General features: G+C 58.7%; 17 protein-coding genes. 12 read left to right on the top strand and 5 right to left on the bottom strand.

The features are described from left to right. Nucleotides 1–14 precede the first annotated feature (14 nt). Complete coding sequence (locus tag IV109_RS05720; protein ID WP_296693564.1) at nucleotides 15–3,905, bottom strand: FAD/FMN-binding oxidoreductase; 3,891 nt, start codon at nucleotides 3,903–3,905, stop codon at nucleotides 15–17. A 243-nt stretch (nucleotides 3,906–4,148) separates the two neighbouring features. Here IV109_RS05720 and ugpB point away from each other — a divergent pair, with 243 nt between their 5' ends. The 6 genes from ugpB to IV109_RS05690 all read left to right on the top strand — a co-directional run bounded on the left by ugpB (nucleotide 4,149) and on the right by IV109_RS05690 (nucleotide 10,228). Further along, nucleotides 4,149–5,453, top strand: coding sequence for a sn-glycerol-3-phosphate ABC transporter substrate-binding protein UgpB (gene ugpB, locus IV109_RS05715; protein ID WP_296693562.1), 1,305 nt, complete (start codon nucleotides 4,149–4,151; stop codon nucleotides 5,451–5,453). Between the two features lie 53 nt (nucleotides 5,454–5,506). Then, on the top strand, nucleotides 5,507–6,388 hold the full coding sequence (gene ugpA / locus IV109_RS05710; protein ID WP_296693560.1) for a sn-glycerol-3-phosphate ABC transporter permease UgpA: 882 nt from the start codon (nucleotides 5,507–5,509) through the stop codon (nucleotides 6,386–6,388). Between the two features lie 12 nt (nucleotides 6,389–6,400). Further along, entirely contained in the window at nucleotides 6,401–7,252 is an 852-nt protein-coding gene (gene ugpE / locus IV109_RS05705; protein WP_296693558.1) for a sn-glycerol-3-phosphate ABC transporter permease UgpE, read from the top strand. Next, nucleotides 7,252–8,277 (top strand): sn-glycerol-3-phosphate ABC transporter ATP-binding protein UgpC, encoded by a 1,026-nt coding sequence (gene ugpC, locus IV109_RS05700; protein ID WP_296693556.1) that lies wholly within the window; start codon nucleotides 7,252–7,254, stop codon nucleotides 8,275–8,277. The genes ugpE and ugpC overlap by 1 nt, the downstream gene beginning before the upstream one ends. Further along, nucleotides 8,277–9,050, top strand: coding sequence for a glycerophosphodiester phosphodiesterase (gene ugpQ / locus IV109_RS05695; protein WP_296693553.1), 774 nt, complete (start codon nucleotides 8,277–8,279; stop codon nucleotides 9,048–9,050). The genes ugpC and ugpQ overlap by 1 nt, the downstream gene beginning before the upstream one ends. An 89-nt stretch (nucleotides 9,051–9,139) precedes the next feature. Continuing rightward, on the top strand, nucleotides 9,140–10,228 hold the full coding sequence (locus IV109_RS05690) for a polyamine ABC transporter substrate-binding protein (protein ID WP_296694289.1): 1,089 nt from the start codon (nucleotides 9,140–9,142) through the stop codon (nucleotides 10,226–10,228). A 22-nt stretch (nucleotides 10,229–10,250) separates the two neighbouring features. On the opposite strand, the gene IV109_RS05685 is transcribed toward IV109_RS05690, so the two are convergent. Beyond that, complete coding sequence (locus IV109_RS05685) at nucleotides 10,251–10,529, bottom strand: hypothetical protein (RefSeq protein WP_296693550.1); 279 nt, start codon at nucleotides 10,527–10,529, stop codon at nucleotides 10,251–10,253. Between the two features lie 71 nt (nucleotides 10,530–10,600). Between IV109_RS05685 and hemA the strand changes: the two genes are divergently transcribed. The 3 genes from hemA (at nucleotide 10,601) to prmC (ending at nucleotide 13,959) form a co-directional block, all read left to right on the top strand. Then, the gene (gene hemA / locus IV109_RS05680) at nucleotides 10,601–11,860 is read left to right on the top strand and encodes a glutamyl-tRNA reductase (RefSeq protein ID WP_296693546.1); all 1,260 of its coding nucleotides are present in this window, start codon (nucleotides 10,601–10,603) and stop codon (nucleotides 11,858–11,860) included. 169 nt (nucleotides 11,861–12,029) lie between these two features. Beyond that, nucleotides 12,030–13,130 carry a peptide chain release factor 1 gene (gene prfA / locus IV109_RS05675; RefSeq protein WP_296693541.1) on the top strand — a complete coding sequence of 367 codons (1,101 nt, stop codon included), beginning with the start codon at nucleotides 12,030–12,032 and terminating at the stop codon, nucleotides 13,128–13,130. Beyond that, entirely contained in the window at nucleotides 13,081–13,959 is an 879-nt protein-coding gene (prmC, locus tag IV109_RS05670; protein WP_296693538.1) for a peptide chain release factor N(5)-glutamine methyltransferase, read from the top strand. The genes prfA and prmC overlap by 50 nt, the downstream gene beginning before the upstream one ends. Nucleotides 13,960–14,106: 147 nt before the next feature. Here prmC and IV109_RS05665 read toward each other — a convergent pair whose 3' ends face one another. After that, complete coding sequence (locus tag IV109_RS05665; protein WP_296693536.1) at nucleotides 14,107–15,039, bottom strand: PEP-CTERM sorting domain-containing protein; 933 nt, start codon at nucleotides 15,037–15,039, stop codon at nucleotides 14,107–14,109. Between the two features lie 268 nt (nucleotides 15,040–15,307). Here IV109_RS05665 and IV109_RS05660 point away from each other — a divergent pair, with 268 nt between their 5' ends. Next, nucleotides 15,308–15,652, top strand: a complete 345-nt coding sequence (locus IV109_RS05660) for a zinc ribbon domain-containing protein YjdM (RefSeq protein WP_296693534.1) — start codon at nucleotides 15,308–15,310, stop codon at nucleotides 15,650–15,652. Nucleotides 15,653–15,662: 10 nt separating this feature from the next. Here the strand turns inward: IV109_RS05660 and IV109_RS05655 are convergent, their stop codons facing one another. Further along, a complete protein-coding gene (locus tag IV109_RS05655) occupies nucleotides 15,663–16,139 on the bottom strand; it encodes a peptidylprolyl isomerase (RefSeq protein WP_296693530.1) in 477 nt (158 codons plus the stop codon). A gap of 256 nt (nucleotides 16,140–16,395) precedes the next feature. On the opposite strand from IV109_RS05655, the gene grxD reads away from it, so the two are divergent. Together grxD and IV109_RS05645 are read left to right on the top strand one after the other, a co-directional pair. Further along, the gene (grxD, locus tag IV109_RS05650) at nucleotides 16,396–16,719 is read left to right on the top strand and encodes a Grx4 family monothiol glutaredoxin (protein WP_296693527.1); all 324 of its coding nucleotides are present in this window, start codon (nucleotides 16,396–16,398) and stop codon (nucleotides 16,717–16,719) included. Nucleotides 16,720–16,863: 144 nt separating this feature from the next. Further along, the gene (locus IV109_RS05645; protein WP_296693524.1) at nucleotides 16,864–17,859 is read left to right on the top strand and encodes an AAA family ATPase; all 996 of its coding nucleotides are present in this window, start codon (nucleotides 16,864–16,866) and stop codon (nucleotides 17,857–17,859) included. On the opposite strand, the gene IV109_RS05640 is transcribed toward IV109_RS05645, so the two are convergent. Continuing rightward, complete coding sequence (locus IV109_RS05640; protein WP_296694288.1) at nucleotides 17,828–18,478, bottom strand: lytic transglycosylase domain-containing protein; 651 nt, start codon at nucleotides 18,476–18,478, stop codon at nucleotides 17,828–17,830. The two genes, IV109_RS05645 and IV109_RS05640, sit on opposite strands and share 32 nt — an antisense overlap. Nucleotide 18,479 lies beyond the last annotated feature (1 nt).

Raw genomic sequence — 18,479 nt, 5'->3', positions numbered from 1 at the left:
AAAAATTGAAGCCCTTACACCAGCACCCGCTCAATGCCGCCATCGTTGGCACGCTTGACATAGTCCGGCATCCATTGCGTACCCAGAATCTGGTTCGCCATCTCCACCACAATGTAATCTGCCTCCAGCAACCCATTGCTCAAGTCGTCACCATAGCGGCTCAAACCCTGCAGACAGGCCGGGCAGGAGGTCAACATCTTGATGTTTTCCTTCGGTGCCAAACCGCCTTTTTCGCGCAGTTGAGTCTCGTTTTTGCGAATCTCTTCTTCCTTGCGAAAACGCACTTGCGTCGAAATGTCGGGCCGATTCAGCGCCAGCGTGCCAGACTCACCGCAGCAGCGGTCTGACTGGATCACGTTATCACCCAGCAAGGCCTTCACGGTCTTGATCGGCTCCTGCAGTTTCATCGGGCTGTGGCAGGGATCGTGGAACAGGAAGGAGCCCGCATTTTGCAGGGTGATGCCCTTCTCCAGCAGGTATTCATGAATGTCGATGATGCGACTGCCAGGGAATATCTTGTCGAATTCATAGCCCTGCAACTGGTCGTAACAGGTGCCACAACTCACCACCACGGTCTTGATGTCCAGGTAGTTCAAGGTGTTGGCAACCCGATGGAACAGCACCCGGTTGTCGGTGATCATCTTCTCGGCTTTGTCGAACAAACCCGAACCGCGCTGCGGATAACCACAGCACAGATAACCCGGTGGCAGCACCGTTTGCACACCCGCGTGCCACAGCATGGCCTGCGTGGCCAGGCCCACCTGGCTGAACAGGCGCTCGGAGCCACAGCCGGGAAAATAGAACACGGCCTCGGTCTCCGCAGTCGTGGTCTTCGGGTCGCGGATGATGGGCACGTAGTCTTTGTCTTCAATATCCAACAAGGCGCGGGCGGTCTTCTTGGGCAAGCCGCCAGGGAGCTTCTTGTTCACGAAGTGGATGATCTGCTCCTTGATCGGCGCAGTCCCCAGCGTGGCGGGCGGGGCCTTGGTCTGCTTGCGGGCGATGACCTTCATCACGTCAGCTGCCAGACGCTGCGCCTTGATCGCCACATCGACCATCATGGAACGGGCAAACTTGATGGTCTCGGGATTGGTGGCGTTGAGCATGAACATGGCGGCCGCCCCTGCCGGACGGAAACTCTTCTTGCCCATCTTGCGCAGAAGATTGCGCATGTTCATGGTGACATCGCCAAAGTCAATGTTCACCGGACACGGCGACAGACACTTGTGACAAACCGTGCAGTGGTCGGCCACATCTTCAAACTCCTGCCAATGACGGATAGAGATGCCGCGGCGTGTCTGCTCTTCGTAAAGGAACGCCTCCACCAACAAGGACGTGGCCAGAATCTTGTTGCGCGGGCTGTAAAGCAGGTTGGCGCGCGGCACGTGAGTGGCACACACCGGTTTGCACTTGCCGCAGCGCAGGCAGTCTTTCACGCTGTCGGCAATGGCGCCAATATCGCTTTGCTGCATGATGAGCGACTCGTGCCCCATCAGCCCGAAGCTGGGGGTATAGGCATTGGTTAAATCGGAGCTTAGTCCTTGATCTATCTGCGCGGAATGCTCTAAATTTCGCAGCAACTTGCCCTTGTTGAAACGCCCTTGCGGATCCACCTTGGCCTTGTACTCGGTAAAGGGCCGCAGCTCTTCATCGGTCAGGAATTCCAGCTTGGTGATGCCAATGCCGTGTTCGCCGGAAATCACACCGTCGAGTGAGCGCGCCAGCGCCATGATGCGTTTCACAGCGCCATGCGCCGCCTGCAACATTTCGTAGTCGTCACTGTTGACAGGCAGGTTGGTATGCACGTTACCGTCGCCCGCGTGCATGTGCAGAGCCGCCCAGACACGGCCCTTCAGCACGCGTTGGTGAATGGTATTGCACTCCAGCAGGATGGGCTCGAAGGCACCACCGGTGAAGATGTGCTGCAGCGGTGCCCGAAGTTGAGTCTTCCAGCTGGCGCGCAAAGTATGGTCCTGCAACTGGGGAAACAGCGCCTCCACATCCCGCTGCCAGCCCTGCCATTGCGTACGCACATCACGAATCAGGGTCAGCGCCTGCACCACCCGGTCTTCGAGCAATTCAGCCGACGCAATCTCATTGGCGTCGTCGTGCTTGCCCAGAGGCAAATCGCCTTTGGCAAAGAAGTCTTCCAGCGCGTCGCACAAGGCAATCTTGTTGTTCAGACTCAACTCGATGTTGATGCGCTCGATACCGTCGGTGTATTCCGCCATGCGCGGCAAAGGAATCACCACGTCTTCGTTGATCTTGAAGGCATTGGTATGCCTGGAGATTGCCGCGGTGCGCTTGCGGTCCAGCCAGAACTTCTTGCGCGCCTCGGGGCTGATGGCGATGAAGCCCTCGCCGCTGCGTGAATTCGCAATGCGGACCACCTCGGAGGTGGCACGCGCCACCGCATCGGCGTCGTCACCCGCGATGTCGCCAAACAACACCATCTTGGGCAGGCCACCGCGCTTGGACTTGGTGGCATAACCCACGGCCTTGAGGTAGCGATCATCCAGATGCTCCAGGCCGGCCAGCAGCACGCCCGAGCGCTTTTGCTCGGCAAACATCAAGTCCTTGATCTCCACAATGCTGGGCACTGCGTCCCTGGCATTGCCAAAAAATTCCAGGCACACGGTGCGCGTGTGCACCGGCATGCGGTGCACCACCCAACGGGCACTGGTAATCAGGCCGTCACAGCCTTCTTTCTGGATACCCGGCAGACCACTCAGGAACTTGTCAGTGACATCCTTGCCCAGCCCCTCCTTGCGAAATGACTTGCCTGAAATATCCAGCCGTTCGGTGCGGATCGGGGTTTTGCCGTCAGCCTTGAAATATTTCAGTTCGAAACTGGCCACTTCAGCATCGTGAATCTTGCCCATGTTGTGGTTCAGGCGCGTCACCTCCAGCCACTCGGCTTGCGGCGTCACCATGCGCCAGCTGGCAAGGTTGTCCAGCGCTGTGCCCCACAGCACGGCCTTCTTTCCGCCTGCGTTCATGGCGATATTGCCGCCAATGCACGACGCCTCGGCCGAGGTCGGGTCCACCGCAAACACAAAACCGCCGCGTTCGGCCGCATCAGCCACACGTTGGGTAACCACGCCCGCTTCGGTCCAGACCGTGGCCACAGGCTGGGACAAGCCCGGTAGCGTCAGCATCTCGACTTCGGTCATGGCTTCGAGCTTTTCGGTGTTGATGACCACGCTCTTCCAGGTCAGGGGAACCGCACCACCCGTGTAGCCGGTGCCGCCACCCCGGGGGATGATGGTCAGTCCCAGGTCAATACAGCCTTTGACCAAACCCGCCATTTCCAGCTCGGTGTCGGGCGTCAGCACCACGAACGGGTACTCCACACGCCAGTCGGTGGCATCGGTCACGTGACTGACGCGCGAGAGACCATCGAACTTGATGTTGTCTTTGGCCGTCAGCTTGACCAGCAGCTTCTGCGTCTTGCGCCGCAACGATGCTGTTTCGATGAAGGCCGCATCAAAAGCCTGCACAGCCGCATTGGCACCCTTGAGAAGTTCACCCACCAAAGCGTCGCGCTCGGGGTCGGTTTCGGGCGTGCGGCGCTTTTGCACCTCGCCCAGGCGATGCTGCAACGCCTCGACCAGCAGCACACGCCGCTTGGGGTTGTCCAGCAGGTCATCCTGCAAATAGGGGTTGCGCTGCACCACCCAGATGTCACCCAACACCTCATACAACATGCGGGCGGACCGGCCCGTACGGCGTTCATCGCGCAGGCGGTTCAGCCATTCCCAGGCTGGTGCACCCAGCAAGCGGATCACGATTTCACGGTCTGAAAACGAGGTGTAGTTGTAGGGAATTTCGCGAATGCGGGCGTGCGCGTGCTGCTCGTGAGCGGACGCGGACACTAAATGATTGAGCTGGATGGGGGCGTTCATCGGGTTGTGTAGTTACAGCCAGAACGTGACACGGGGTGGCGTGAAGCTGCGCCCGGCTGGGCTGAGATGTTACCGCAGTGCAGCATTCACCCACTGACCGGATGGACTCCACCTGATGGAAACCCCGATAACCGCCGGTAAAAAACAGGTGTTTAATGGTTCGCTCGGGTCTTGACTTATTTTTGTCGCATAAGCGTCACAGTGCCCCATTAAGCTCGTCCCTCTTACACCCAAGGAGTTCGCATGAAATTGAAATTTGCTGCCATTGGCCTTGCAGCCGCATGTTCGCTGTCGGTCCAGGCACAAACCGAAGTCCAGTGGTGGCACTCAATGACCGCCGTCAACGGCGAATGGGTCAATGATCTGGCCAAGGACTTCAATGCCAGCCAGAAGGATTACAAAATTGTGCCTACCTACAAAGGTAGTTATGACGAGTCAATGACCGCCGCCGTGGCGGCCTTCAGGGCGGGTAACGCGCCCCACATCCTGCAGGTATTTGAGGTTGGCACCGCCACCATGATGGCCAGCAAGGGCGCCATCGTGCCCGTAGGGCAGGTCATGAAGGACGCAGGTTACAAATTTGACCCCACGGCCTATGTATCGGCCGTGGCCGGCTACTACACCGCACCCAATGGCCAGATGCTGAGCTTCCCGTTCAACAGTTCGACCACGGTGTTCTATATCAACAAGGACGCCTTCAAAGCCGCCGGACTCGATACCAGCAAAGCACCCAGCACCTGGCCCGAAGTGGCACTGGCGGCCGCCAAGCTCAAGGCCAGTGGCCATAAATGCCCCTTCACCACCGCCTGGCAGGGCTGGACCCAGCTGGAGAGCTTCTCCGCCTGGCACAACGTGGAATTCGCCAGCAAGTCCAACGGTCTGGCTGGACTGGATGCACGCCTGAAGGTGGATTCCCCCCTGCATCAGCGGCATATCGAAAACCTGGCCAACATGTCCAAACAGGGTCTGTTTGTCTACAAAGGCCGTGGCAACGTACCTGAAGCCAGCTTCATTTCGGGCGAATGCGCCATGATCACCACCTCGGCCGGTTTTTACGGCAATGTGGCCAAGAACGCCAAGTTTGGCTATGGCCTGGCCACGCTGCCCTACTACCCTGATGTGCCCGGTGCGCCGCAAAACACGGTCATTGGCGGTGCCAGCCTGTGGGTGATGGCCGGCAAGAAGCCTGCTGAGTACAAGGGTGTGGCCGCCTTCTTCAACTACGTGTCCAGTCCCGAAGTGCAATCCGCCAGCCACAAGCGCACCGGCTACCTGCCCATCACCACGGCGGCTTACCAGTTGACTGAGAAATCCGGCTTTTACAAGGAAAAACCCGGAACCGACGTCGCCGTGTCGCAGATGATCCGCAAGGTCACGGACAAGAGCCGGGGCATCCGCCTGGGCAACTATGTGCAGATCCGTGCGGTGGAGGACGAAGAACTCGAACAAGTCTGGAACGGCAAGAAATCCGCCAAGGAGGCACTGGACGCCATTGTCAAACGTGGCAACGAGCATCTGGAACGGTTCCAGAAGGCCAACAAGTCCTGAAACACCTGACGGACTTTTAAAAACACGCCGGACCGGACACTTAAGCGAAACTTATGGAAAAGCGCGTTCAGTTCCGGTCTGTGTACCTGCCCTGGCTGCTGCTGGCACCCCAGGTGCTGGTGATTGGCGTGTTTTTTTTCTGGCCTGCGGCGCAAGCCCTGCTCCAGTCATTTCAGGTGCAGGATGCCTTTGGCACCTCCACGGAATGGGTCGGGCTGGAAAACTTCAAACGCTTATGGGCGGATGACAGCTACCTGGCCTCTTTCAAGACAACCGCACTGTTCTCGATTCTGGTCGCGGTTCTGGGTATTGGCCTGTCCTTGATGCTGGCTATTTTTGCCGACCGCATCATCAAAGCCGCCATGTTCTACAAGACCCTGCTGATCGTGCCCTACGCCGTGGCACCTGCCGTGGCGGGCGTACTGTGGATCTTCATGTTTTCGCCCTCCCTGGGCGTGGTGGCTTACGCATTGGGGCACCTGGGCATCAACTGGAATCACCTGCTCAACGAAGGCCATGCCATGACACTGATCGTGATGGCCGCCGTCTGGAAGCAGATTTCCTACAACTTCCTGTTTTTCCTCGCGGGCTTGCAGTCCATTCCCAAGTCCCTGATTGAAGCCGCGGCGATTGATGGCGCGAAACCCTGGCGACGCTTCTGGACGATTCAGTTTCCCCTGCTCTCACCCACCACTTTTTTCCTGCTGGTCATCAACATGGTGTATGCCTTCTTCGACACCTTTGCCATTGTGGATGCAACCACCCACGGCGGCCCGGGGCAGGCGACCTCGATTCTGGTCTACAAGGTTTATTACGATGGGTTCAAGGCCATGGACCTGGGTGGCTCGGCGGCCCAGTCAGTGGTCCTGATGACGATCGTGATCGCGTTGACGGTGCTGCAATTCCGCTTTGTCGAAAAACGCGTCAACTACTGATGCACCCAAGCCATGGTTGAACGCAGTCCCTTTTTGACCTTTCTGGCCCATGCCGTGATGATCATTGGCGTCATCATCGTCGCCTTTCCGTTGTACCTGGCCTTTGTTGCCTCCACGCACACCGCACAGGAAATTGTGCAGGCCCCGATGCCGCTGCTGCCTGGCAGCCATCTATGGGAAACGTATACCAAGGCATTGCTGGGCGGCGGCAGTGGATCGGGTTCCACCGCCCCTGTTGCGCACATGATGTGGGTCAGTCTGGTCACGGCGCTGGTGATCACATTTGGCAAGATCGCCATTTCGCTCCTGTCGGCTTTCGCCATTGTGTATTTCCGTTTCCCCTTCAAAGGCTTCTTTTTCTGGGCGATTTTTGTCACCCTGATGCTGCCGGTGGAGGTGCGCATTGGCCCCACCTACAAGGTGGTATCGGATTTGGGCATGCTCAACTCCTATGCGGGCTTGACCATTCCGCTGATCGCTTCGGCTACCGCCACCTTCCTGTTTCGCCAGTTTTTCATGACCGTGCCAGACGAACTGGTTGAGGCTGCACGCATGGACGGCGCAGGGCCGATGCGCTTTTTCAAGGACATCCTGCTGCCCCTGTCCAAAACCTCGATTGCTGCGCTGTTTGTAATCCAGTTCATCTACGGCTGGAACCAGTACCTGTGGCCGCTGCTGGCCACCACATCGGAAGACATGTACCCGGTGGTTGTCGGCATCAAGATGATGGTGGCTGGCGGCGATTCTCAAAACGAATGGAACGTGGTCATGGCCACCGCCCTGCTGGCCATGCTGCCCCCGGCCGCGGTCGTGATCCTGATGCAAAAATGGTTCGTTAAAGGCCTGGTGGACACAGAAAAATAATGGCTTCAATCACTCTTAAAAACGTCCTCAAGCGCTATGGTTCGGGCAAGTCCGCCAACCAGGTCATCCATGGCGTGAACGCCGACATTCTGGACGGCGAGTTCATCGTGATCGTGGGCCCTTCAGGCTGCGGCAAATCCACTTTGTTGCGCATGGTGGCGGGGCTGGAAGAAATCAGCGGCGGTGAGATCTCCATTGGCAATCGGGTTGTCAATGACCTGGAACCCTCCGAGCGCGATATCGCCATGGTGTTCCAGAACTACGCCTTGTACCCGCACATGAGCGTGTTCGAGAACATGGCCTATGGGCTCAAGATTGCCAAGGTGCCCCTGGAGGAAATCAAAGCCCGGGTCAACAAGGCCGCCCGGATTCTGGAAATCGGACCTTTTTTGCAGCGCAAGCCACGAGAGCTTTCCGGCGGGCAGCGCCAGCGGGTGGCCATGGGTCGCGCCATCGTGCGCCAGCCGCAGGTGTTTCTGTTTGACGAGCCCCTGAGCAACCTTGACGCCAAGCTTCGCGCGCAGACCCGACTGGAGATTCAGAAGCTGCATCGCGAGCTGGGTATTACCGCGCTGTTCGTCACGCACGACCAGGTGGAAGCCATGACATTGGCCCAGCGCATGCTGGTCATGAACGCCGGTGTGGTGGAACAGTTCGGCACGCCCGAAGAGGTCTATACCCAACCTGCCACCACTTTTGTCGCCAGCTTCATGGGCTCGCCGCCCATGAATCTTTTGAAGAACGCACCGGACGCCAAGGCAGGCACCATCGCCGGCGTGCGCCCCGAGCATTTGGACATCACTGCCGCCGGCTGGGCACTGCGGGTGGAAGCCGTGGAAATGCTGGGTGCCGAGCGTCTGATCTACGGCCGATGGGTGCACGGCAGCGGCGACGAGATGGTGATCATCCGCACCGAAGAGTCACATGCAGTGCCTGCCTTGGGCAGCACGATCCACGTCACGCCGCGTAGGGACAAGATGCACTGGTTTGACGCCGGCACCGGCAAGCGCAGGGAAGCCCCCTGATGCTGCCGGTCGACGCCGACAACTGGCCTTACCCGCGCTGGATAGCGCACCGGGGCGCCGGCAAGCTGGCCCCTGAGAACACGCTGGCCGCCTTGCGTCTGGGCGCCAGCCATGGCTACCGCATGTTCGAATGCGACGTCAAGCTCAGTGCCGACGGCATCCCTTTCCTGATGCACGACGCCACACTGCAGCGCACCACCAACGGCCCCCGACTGCTGGGTGCCGCCGCCAGCCCTATGGGCGGCGACCATCCCTGGAGCGCCCTGTCGCAACTCGATGCCGGCAGCTGGCACTCCCGCAGCTTTGCGGGCGAGCCTCTGCCCAGCCTGGAGAACATTGCGCGCTATTGCCTGCAAAACGGTTTTTTCCTGAACATCGAAATCAAACCCACGCCGGGTCAGGAACGCCAGACCGGCGACGTAGTGGCAAACCATGCCGCACGGTTCTGGCAAGGTGCCGCCGTGCCGCCACTGCTGACATCCTTCAACCCGGAAGCATTGGAGGCAGCCCGCGATGCCCAAGTCCGGCTGCCACGCGGCCTGTTGCTGGACACCTTGTGGAAAGGCTGGCTGGAGACTGCCCTGTCGCTGGAATGCGTGGCCATTGTCTGCAACCATGCCTTGTGGGACACATCCAGCGTCACACAGGCCAGAAGGGCGGGCTTTCGAATGCTCAGCTACACCGTGAACGACGAGTGGGCGGCCGAACGCCTGATCCAGCTGGGTACGGACGGCATCATCACCGACCGGGTGGACCTTTTTTCGCCGGCCTGACGATGTCTGGCCTTTGCTATGATTTTCGTCCCAATCTCCCTCTTCCAAGAAAACCGACTCATATGGCAACGAACTTGAAACGAGTTGGCATGGCACTGGCCGCCAGCGCCCTGCTGTGCATAGGATCTGCACATGCAGCAGACCCCAAGGTACTGAACATTTACAACTGGTCCGACTACATCGCCGAAGACACAATCAAGAATTTCGAAAAAGAAACCGGCATCAAGGTTCGCTACGACACCTACGACAACAACGAGACCCTGCACGCCAAGCTGGTGGCGGGCAAAACCGGCTACGACATCGTGGTGCCCGGCTCTCACTTTGCCAAAAACCAGATCGAAGGCGGGCTGCTGCAAAAGCTGGACCGCAGCAAGCTCACCAACTGGGGCAATCTGGACAAAGGCCTGCTGGAACAACTGGCCAAGGTCGACCCAGGCAACGCCTACCTGGTGGACTGGATGTGGGGCTATGTCACGGTGGGCATCAACGTCAACAAGGTCAAGGCGGCGCTGGGCACCCTGCCCATGCCCGAGAACGCATGGAGTCTGTTGTTTGACCCCCAATACGTCAGCAAACTCAAAAGCTGTGGCGTGAGCGTGCTGGACTCCGCCTCCGAGGTACTGCCCGCAGCCCTGTTGTACGTTGGCAAACCCGCCTACAGCCGCGATGCGGCCGACTATGCCGAAGCCGCCAGGCTGCTCAAAAGCATTCGCCCCTATGTCACGCGCTTTTCGTCATCCGGGTACATCGAGGAGATGGCCAGTGGTGCCACCTGCCTGGTCATGGGTTTTTCCGGTGATATCAACATCGCCCGCAATCGTGCTTTGGAGGCCAAGGCCAAGCCGCCGGTGGTGATTGAAGCCTTGGTACCCAAAACCGGCGCCACGCTGTTCTTTGACACCATGGCGATCCCCAAGGATGCGCCCAACGTGGCCAACGCCCATTTGTTCATCAACTACATCCTGCGGCCCGAAGTGCATGCAGCGCTCACCAACAAGGTGTTTTATGCCAACCCGAACGCCGCATCCCTCAAGTTTGTGAAAAAGGAAGTGGCCGCAAACAAATCCATCTTCCTGGATGCGGCTGCCACCAAGACCATGATTGCACCGGACGCCCTGCCGCAGGATATTCGCCGGGTGCAGACTCGCACCTTCACGAATTTCAAGGCGGACAAGTAAATCCGGGGCGGCTGGCGGGTGGTCAGGCCCGCCAGCCGCGCAGCATGAGCCACTGGCTGGTGGCACACAGCAGTGTCATGCCTGCGTAGGTCGTCATCTTGCCGTCACGGCCAAAAAACCACAGGCCAAGCACAAGAGTCACCGCGCTCACTATAAAATTAATAGCTATCTGCGTCCATGCGGCAAGGGCTACAGGCCTATTTTTCATAAGAATTGGGGCACACAGCGCCACCAGCACCGCTACAAACAATGCAGGGGCGAGGAAGTTCAACAGGTGAATCAGCAGGTCAATCGGGCCCATGGCGGGTGATATCTGTAGCAATGGCGCAATGTCCGGGGTTGATGGGCTCGCGCTGATTTTATAATCAGCGCATGGCAGTCTGGGCTTTAGGCATCAATCACACGACCGCGCCGCTCGATCTGCGTGGCCGGTTTGCGTTCGCCATGGACCAGATTGAGCCCACCTTGCGGGGGTTGCGCGAGTCACTTTCACGCCAGCCCGAGGCGGCCCTCATCTCCACCTGCAACCGTACCGAAATCTACTGCGCTGGTGACAAGCCCGAGCTGGAACACACGCTGGACTGGCTGGCGCATTCAGGTGGTGTCTCCCCAGCCCTGCTGCGCTCCCACTCCTACACGCTGGAAAACGGCCATGCCGCACGTCACGCCTTTCGGGTGGCCAGCGGGCTGGACTCCATGGTGCTGGGCGAGCCGCAAATCCTGGGTCAGCTGAAAGATGCAGTGCGCGCCGCCGAAGCTGCGGGTGCCTTGGGCACCACGCTCAGCCAGTTGTTCCAGCGCTCGTTTGCTGTGGCCAAAGAGGTGCGCACCTCGACCGAGATTGGCGCCCACTCCATCAGCATGGCCGCCGCCGCCGTGCGACTGGCCGGGCAATTGTTTGAAGACCTGAGCGACGTCAGAGTCCTGTTCGTGGGGGCTGGCGAAATGATTGAGCTGTGCGCCACCCACTTTGCAGCCAAGAACCCCAAACAACTGGCCATTGCCAACCGCACACTGGAGCGCGGCGAAAAACTCGCCACCCGCTTTGGCGGTGAAGTCATGCGCCTGGCCGACCTGCCGGACCGTTTGCACGAGTTTGATGCCGTTATCAGCTGCACCGCCAGCACCTTGCCCATCATTGGCCTGGGTGCGGTCGAACGCGCCCTGAAACGCCGCAAGCGCCGCCCCATGTTCATGGTGGACCTGGCCGTGCCGCGCGACATTGAACCCGAGGTCAAGGCGCTGGAAGACATCTACCTCTACACGGTGGACGATCTTGCCGGTGTGGTGCAAACCGCGCAAGCCAGTCGGCAGGCTGCTGTGGCCCAGGCCGAGGCCATTGTGGACGCCGGTGTGCAAAGCTTCATGCATTGGGTGGACCAGCGCGGCTCGGTACCCCTGATTCAGCAACTCAACGCCCAGGCCGATGAATGGCGTGCCGGCGAAATCGTCCGGGCCCGCAAGCTGCTGGCCAAGGGCGAGGATGTGGACGCCGTGCTGGAAGCCCTGTCCAAAGGACTGACCCAGAAAATGCTGCATGGCGCCATGGCCGAATTGCATGCGGGAGACGCCACGGCCCGCGAACGCGCCAGCACTGCTATCCAGCATTTCTTTTTGCGCAAAGAGCGTTAGCTGGGTTAATTACTTTTCTCTGGGTCTCCCCCTCTCCCACCCCACCGGGTGGAAGAGGGAGCCAACTGCCATATTTGGCCAAGTCTTTTAAGGAAAGAAGTGCAAATGCCTTGGTACGTTGTGGCAACGGAATCTCTCTTTCTTTCCATACTTTCTCTCTCGTAGCTTCATGAAACCTTTTTTGCGCCAACAACTTGCCCGCTACGTCGACCGTCTGGGAGAGCTTGAATTTTTGCTCTCGCGCGAAGACATCATGAAAGACATGAAGCAGTTCCTGGTGCTGTCGCGCGAGCACACCGACGTGGCCGCCGTGGCCAGCCGCTGGACGCGCTACCAGCAGCGCGAAGCCGACCTGGCCGCGGGCCAAGAGATGCTTTCCGGCGCCTCTGGCGATGCGGACATGGCCGAGATGGCACAGGAAGAAATCGACAACGCCACCGCCGAGATCGCCCAGCTCGAAGGCGAACTGCAGCGCATGCTGCTGCCCAAAGACCCCGACGACGCCCGCCCCGCCTTTGTGGAGATTCGCGCCGGCACCGGTGGTGACGAATCGGCCCTGTTTGCCGGCGACCTGCTGCGCATGTACACCCGCTACGGCGACCGCTGTGGCTGGAAGACCGAGATCGTCAGCGAATCGCCCAGCGAACTGGGTGGCTACAAGGAGGTCGTCATCCGCATGGAAGGCGACAATGTGTACGGCGCGCTCAAGTTCGAGTCGGGCGGCCACCGCGTGCAGCGCGTGCCCGCCACCGAGACACAAGGTCGCATCCACACCAGCGCTTGTACGGTAGCGGTGCTGGCCGAGCAGGACGAGGCCGAAGCCATCAAGATCAACCCCTCGGATCTGCGCATCGACACCTACCGCGCCAGCGGCGCCGGTGGCCAGCACATCAACAAGACCGACTCGGCGGTGCGTATCACGCACATCCCCACCGGCATCGTGGCGGAATGCCAGGACGGCCGCAGCCAGCACAGCAACAAGGCCCAAGCCCTGAAAGTGCTGACCGCCCGTATCCACGAAAAAGACCGCAGCGAGCGCGCCGCCAAGGACGCCGCCGAGCGTAAGAGTCTGGTTGGCAGTGGCGATCGCAGTGACCGCATTCGCACCTACAACTTCCCACAGGGTCGCCTGACCGACCACCGTATCAACCTCACGCTGTACAAGCTGCTGGGCATCATGGAAGGCGATCTGGACGACGTGGTGCAAGCGCTGCAGGCCTATGAAGCCGCACAGCAACTGGCGGCGCTGGAAGTGGGTGCAGGCGCTTAAGGTGATGACCGTCGCCCAAGCCCTCAGCGCCGCCCTGGCCCTTGGTCTGGACCGGCTGGACGCGCAGTTGCTGCTGCTGCACGCCCTGGGCAAGACCGAGACCCAGCGCGCCTGGCTGCTGGCGCACGACGCCGACGTGCTGCCAGCAACATGCGAAACCGATTTTCTGGCACTTGTGCGACGCCGCGCCACCGGCGAGCCCTTGGCTTATCTGAGCGGCCATAAAGAATTTTTCGGCCTGGACCTGGCCGTAGACGCCCGCGTGCTGGTGCCCCGCCCGGACACCGAAACCCTGGTGGACTGGGCGCTGGAAGTTCTCGGCGACATTCTCCAGGCATCGGTCATCGACCTGGGCACCGGCAGCGGTGCTATCGCCCTGGCGCTCAAGCACACCCGGCCTGATCTGCAAGTGAACGCCGTGGACTACAGCTGCGATGCGCTGGCCGTTGCAAGCGCCAATGCCCAGCGTCTGCACCTGGATGTGCAGTGGGCACAGGGCTCCTGGCTCGACAACACGCCGGGTCGCTTCCTCGCCATCGTCTCCAACCCGCCCTACATCGCCGCGCTAGACCAGCATCTGGACGCCCTCACCCACGAGCCCTTACAAGCTTTGGCCAGCGGCCCCGACGGCCTGGACGATATCCGCCACATCATCGCGCAGGCCCCGGCGCATCTGTTGCCCGGTGGCTGGCTGCTGCTGGAGCATGGCTACGACCAAGCCGAAGCCGTTCGCGGTCTACTGCTGACCGCTGGCTTCGCAGACGTGCAGTCGCGGCGTGATTTGAGTGGGATTGAGCGGTGCAGCGGAGGACGGGTTTCGAAAGCCTGATCGGTCAGACTATGGAGGATTTTGAGCCGTAGTCTTCATGAAAAACATGCAGCCATGGGCATTGCACGCGACCAAAGAAAAAGAGGTTCCTGAATATTGCACTCAGGAACCTCTTTTCGACCTCATATAGATCGAAATTGGCAAGACCTAGTCGGGGGTTTTTGTCCGTCGCCGGCTAACCAATGCCAAGGCGCCCAAACTCAAACCCAGCAAAGCCAGGCTACCGGGTTCAGGTACGTTATTGGTTGGACTGAACAGGTTGTATCCGCCAATAGCCAACTCTTCGAAACCACCTTCATTGTTGTCTCGCATGTGGATTTCAACTTTGAAAACGTCACTGGCGCTGTATGCAGAAGACCAGATATCCAGAGTTTGGAAAATGCCGTAATAGTCTGGCTTACCTTGGCCGTTGGCGTCCCACCGATAAGTAGTCCCGGATGCCGTAGGCACAGGAATATTGCAGGGTGACGATGCTAAGGGATCACCAGGCTGACTGGCGCCCGTTCCAAGCTTCACATTTCCGCAGGACAGAACGAAATCTGAGATCACGTAGCTGCCATCCCCAACGCTGTCAAATGAAAACGACCTGCTTCCAACAGTCAACTTGGCACTGATTCGCAAATCGGGGCCTTGTTGATTTTCGTTGTGATCGAAAACAAAAAGTGGCTGGAGGCTGTTGGCATTGGCTGTCAGTGAATTGAGATAGCTACGGATACCACCTACCGTACCCCCACCCCAAGTTTCATCCACGTCAGTTTTAATGGCGTCAATTGACTTGACGAAACCAAAATTAGTGTTGGTTGTTTGCACATTGTTACCAGAGTAAACCAGCAAACCGGCTGTACCACTACCCATCGCGGGAGTGAAGGTCGTCGTTGGATTACCCGGCATCAATCCGGCAGCACGCTGCTGTTCGAGCAGGCTGGCTGAAAACACTGTTGTCTGATCGTATGTTTGCGGAGGTAGACCATCTACCGCCCCCGTGGGCAAAGTAATGACCACGGCGGCGGTTGCAGTTTGCAGGGCGCCCACCAGAAACGAACCTACCAGTGCTGCGCCAGCCGTTTTAAAAGCAAACATCATATAACTCCATTTTTAAGCATGACAACATAAAGCAAAAATCGCGCCAGAATAAAAATGTGTTTGTATACAAATAGTTACAGATAACCATCAACTTATGTGTAAAAATTTTCGACACAATAGTTCTTTACAAACTGCGATATCGAAGGCATTTGACAGTACGAGGGGGTGCCAGTGTCCCAAACCCGGCCACCACCAGCCGCATCAGGATCACACTTGCATGGGTGCCCGACAATACGCACTCCCCCAACGCTATTTGCAAAAAAACATGCCAACGACCACACCCGCCTGTCCCCAATGCGCTCAAGAGAACACCTACCCTGATGGCGACAACTATGTGTGTGCCGACTGCGGCCACGAGTGGCCCCAACTGGCGGCGGCCACTGCGGATGACGACGGCGATGCGGTGGTGAAGGATGCCAATGGCCAGGTACTGGCCGATGGCGATGCAGTAGTGCTAATCAAGGACCTGAAGGTGAAGGGATCATCCATCACCCTCAAGATGGGTACCAAGGTCAAGAGCATCCGCCTGGTGGGCGGCGACCACGAGGTGGACTGCAAGATGGATGCAGGCAGCTTCATGCTGAAGGCCTGCTTCCTCAAGAAGGTCTAAGCACCTGCCATCAATGGTGGTGGCCGTGCTCGCCATGCACGTGGCCATGCGCAATTTCTTCCTCTGAAGCAGCGCGCACGTCTGTCACGGTCAGGCTGAAGCGCAAGGCTTTACCAGCCATCGGGTGATTGCCATCAAGCATGACGGTGTCGCCCTTGATCTTCATGACGGTGAACACATGGGTGTGGCCGTCTTCGCCCTGGCCCTGCAATTGGCCACCGACCTTGACGCCTGGAGGGAACTGGGTTTTGGGAATGGTTTGCACCAGGCTTTCATCGCGCACGCCAAAGGCGTCTTGCGGCTCCAACTGCAGCGTGGTCTGATAACCCGTGGCTTTGCCTTCCAGGGCTTCTTCAATTTTGGGAAAAGTATTGCCGTAGCCGCCGTGCAGGTAAACCATGGGTTCACGGCTTTCTTCCAGAATTTTTCCTGTGGCATCTGCCACTTTGTAGCGCAGGGTGACGGCGGTGTCTTTGACGATGTTCATAGCTTGGGGGGAGTTGGGGGTGTTAATTATCAACATGCCATTTTCGCCGATTGGCCCGCCGAGCGGAAACTGCATGCCAATCAGCAATTTCTCGTCATTTTTGCAACAAATCGGCCTTTAACCCTCGTCGAACATACAAAGATAGCTATTTTTTATATAGCAATCCAGCACAAGCCCTTCTGGGCGCAGGGTTACCTGCAGCGTGACCCGGGCGAAGGTGAAATAATTGCGCCATCTATTTCCGAGGATTATTGACATGAGTGATACACAAAAGCGCATCGACGAGCTGGTAAAAACCAATGAAGTGGTCCTGTTCATGAAGGGCACGGCCAGTTTTCCCCAGTGCGGTTTTTCAGGTCGTGCCATCCAGGTATTGAAGGCTTGTGGCGTGGACCCCAAGGTCGTGAAAACCGTCAACGTGCTGGAAGACGACGCCATTCGCGCCGGCATCAAGGACTACAGCAACTGGCCCACCATCCCCCAACTTTATGTCAAGGGTGAGTTCATTGGCGGCTCTGACATCATGATGGAGATGTATGAGAACGGCGAACTGCAACAGGCTTTGGCCAAGCAGGCGTGATCTTGACGCACATCGTTCCAAGCCACCGAAAGGTGGCTTTTTTTTAGCCTGTCAAACAATCTCACTAAATCGCGCTTTTATTTCGTTACGCAACGACGCTGGCTGTGTTTGAATAGCACTGTGGTTGTTCAACAGGAGGACGTGATGGAATCTCGCAGTCTTGTTCCGCTATCTACACCGTTTCACCTGCCGGTCGCGCAAATGCGCCGTGTGTTCATGCCTGACGAAGTTGAGCGCAAATTGGCCAAGCTGCAGGATCACGAACACGACAGCCTGCGGGCCACCTACCAGCGCATGCTGGAACGCGGGCCACAACGCTTTCAGGTCAAGCCCTCGGGCGTTCCCGACATGGCGAGCCTGTACCAGGCTTTGCCCAATTTCACCGAAGTGCTGGATGATGTGAAACGCCATGTGGCGCTGGCGCAAGACAGCCGCGACGGGCTGGAGGTCACCCCGATCCTGCTGCTTGGCCCGCCCGGTATTGGCAAAACCCATTTCGCCAAAAAACTCGCCGAATTGCTGGGCACGGGCATGAATCTGGTACCCATGAGCTCCATGACCGCAGGCTGGCTGCTGTCGGGCTCGTCCTCGCAATGGAAAGGTGCCAAGCCCGGCAAGGTGTTTGAGGCCTTGATCGACGGCGAATACGCCAACCCTGTGATCGTGGTGGACGAGATCGACAAGGCCAGTGCCGACGCGCAATACGACCCACTGGGCGCGCTCTACAGCCTGCTGGAGCACGACACGGCGCAAAGCTTCACTGACGAGTTCGCCGAAGTCGCCATTGACGCCAGCCAGGTGATCTGGATCACCACCGCCAATGACGAGCGAGCCATTCCCGATCCGATCCTGAACCGCATGAATGTGTTCTCGGTTGAGCCCCCCTCCCTGGAGGCAGCGCGCCAGATTGCCCGCAGCTTGTACCAGAGCATTCGCAGCGAGCATGGCTGGGGCGAGCATTTTGCGCCCGAGCCGCAGGATGATGTCCTCGATCAACTGTGTGAATTGGCGCCACGGGAAATGCGGCGCGCATTGATGACCGGCTTTGGCAACGCCCGGTTAGGCCAACGCGATACCATCGAGGTGGTCGATCTGCCCAAGGCCGGCCTCAAGAAGGGGCAGATGGGCTTTTTGCAGTGAATTCCCAGAGCCGCTTGGCACCCAGTACAGCGTTGGGATAAGGCGCCTTGCCACGGGAGCCGTTGTAACGACCGAGCGCCAGAAACAAGTCGCCTTTTTCACGGTCCAGATAGTGGCGCAGGATCACGCAGCCAAAGCGCAGGTTGGTCTGCATGTGAAACAGCTTGCCTGCATCGCCATCACCCAATACGCGGGTCCAGAAGGGCATGACCTGCATGTAGCCGCGTGCCCCCACGCTGGAGACGGCAAATTTACGGAAATTGCTTTCCACCTGCACCAGTCCCAGCACGAGGGACGGGTCCAGACCGGCACGACGACTTTCGTACCAGATAGTTTGCAAAAATTCCTTGCGCACGTTCCAGTCCGATTTTTTGCGCTTCAGGCGATCACTCATGCTGCCCAGCCAGCGAAGGTAGTGCAGGCGCGACTCAGTATCGGAAAATTCAGGCACCGGCGGCGCGGTGTTGGCAATGGCGGAACTCAGCGCGGTGCGCACCGAGTCCACCAACGGCTCCTCCATCTGGCGACCCGCATCGGCCTGCTCATGAACCGACAGCAGCCCAAGCCCTGCAATCAGGGAGACGACACTGGTTCGCCGGGAAACAAGGCCACCCGCCATG

Source organism: Rhodoferax sp., assembly GCF_018780565.1.
Classification (GTDB): Bacteria; Pseudomonadota; Gammaproteobacteria; order Burkholderiales; family Burkholderiaceae_C; genus Rhodoferax.
This window is presented reverse-complemented; position numbering and strand designations above follow the sequence as displayed.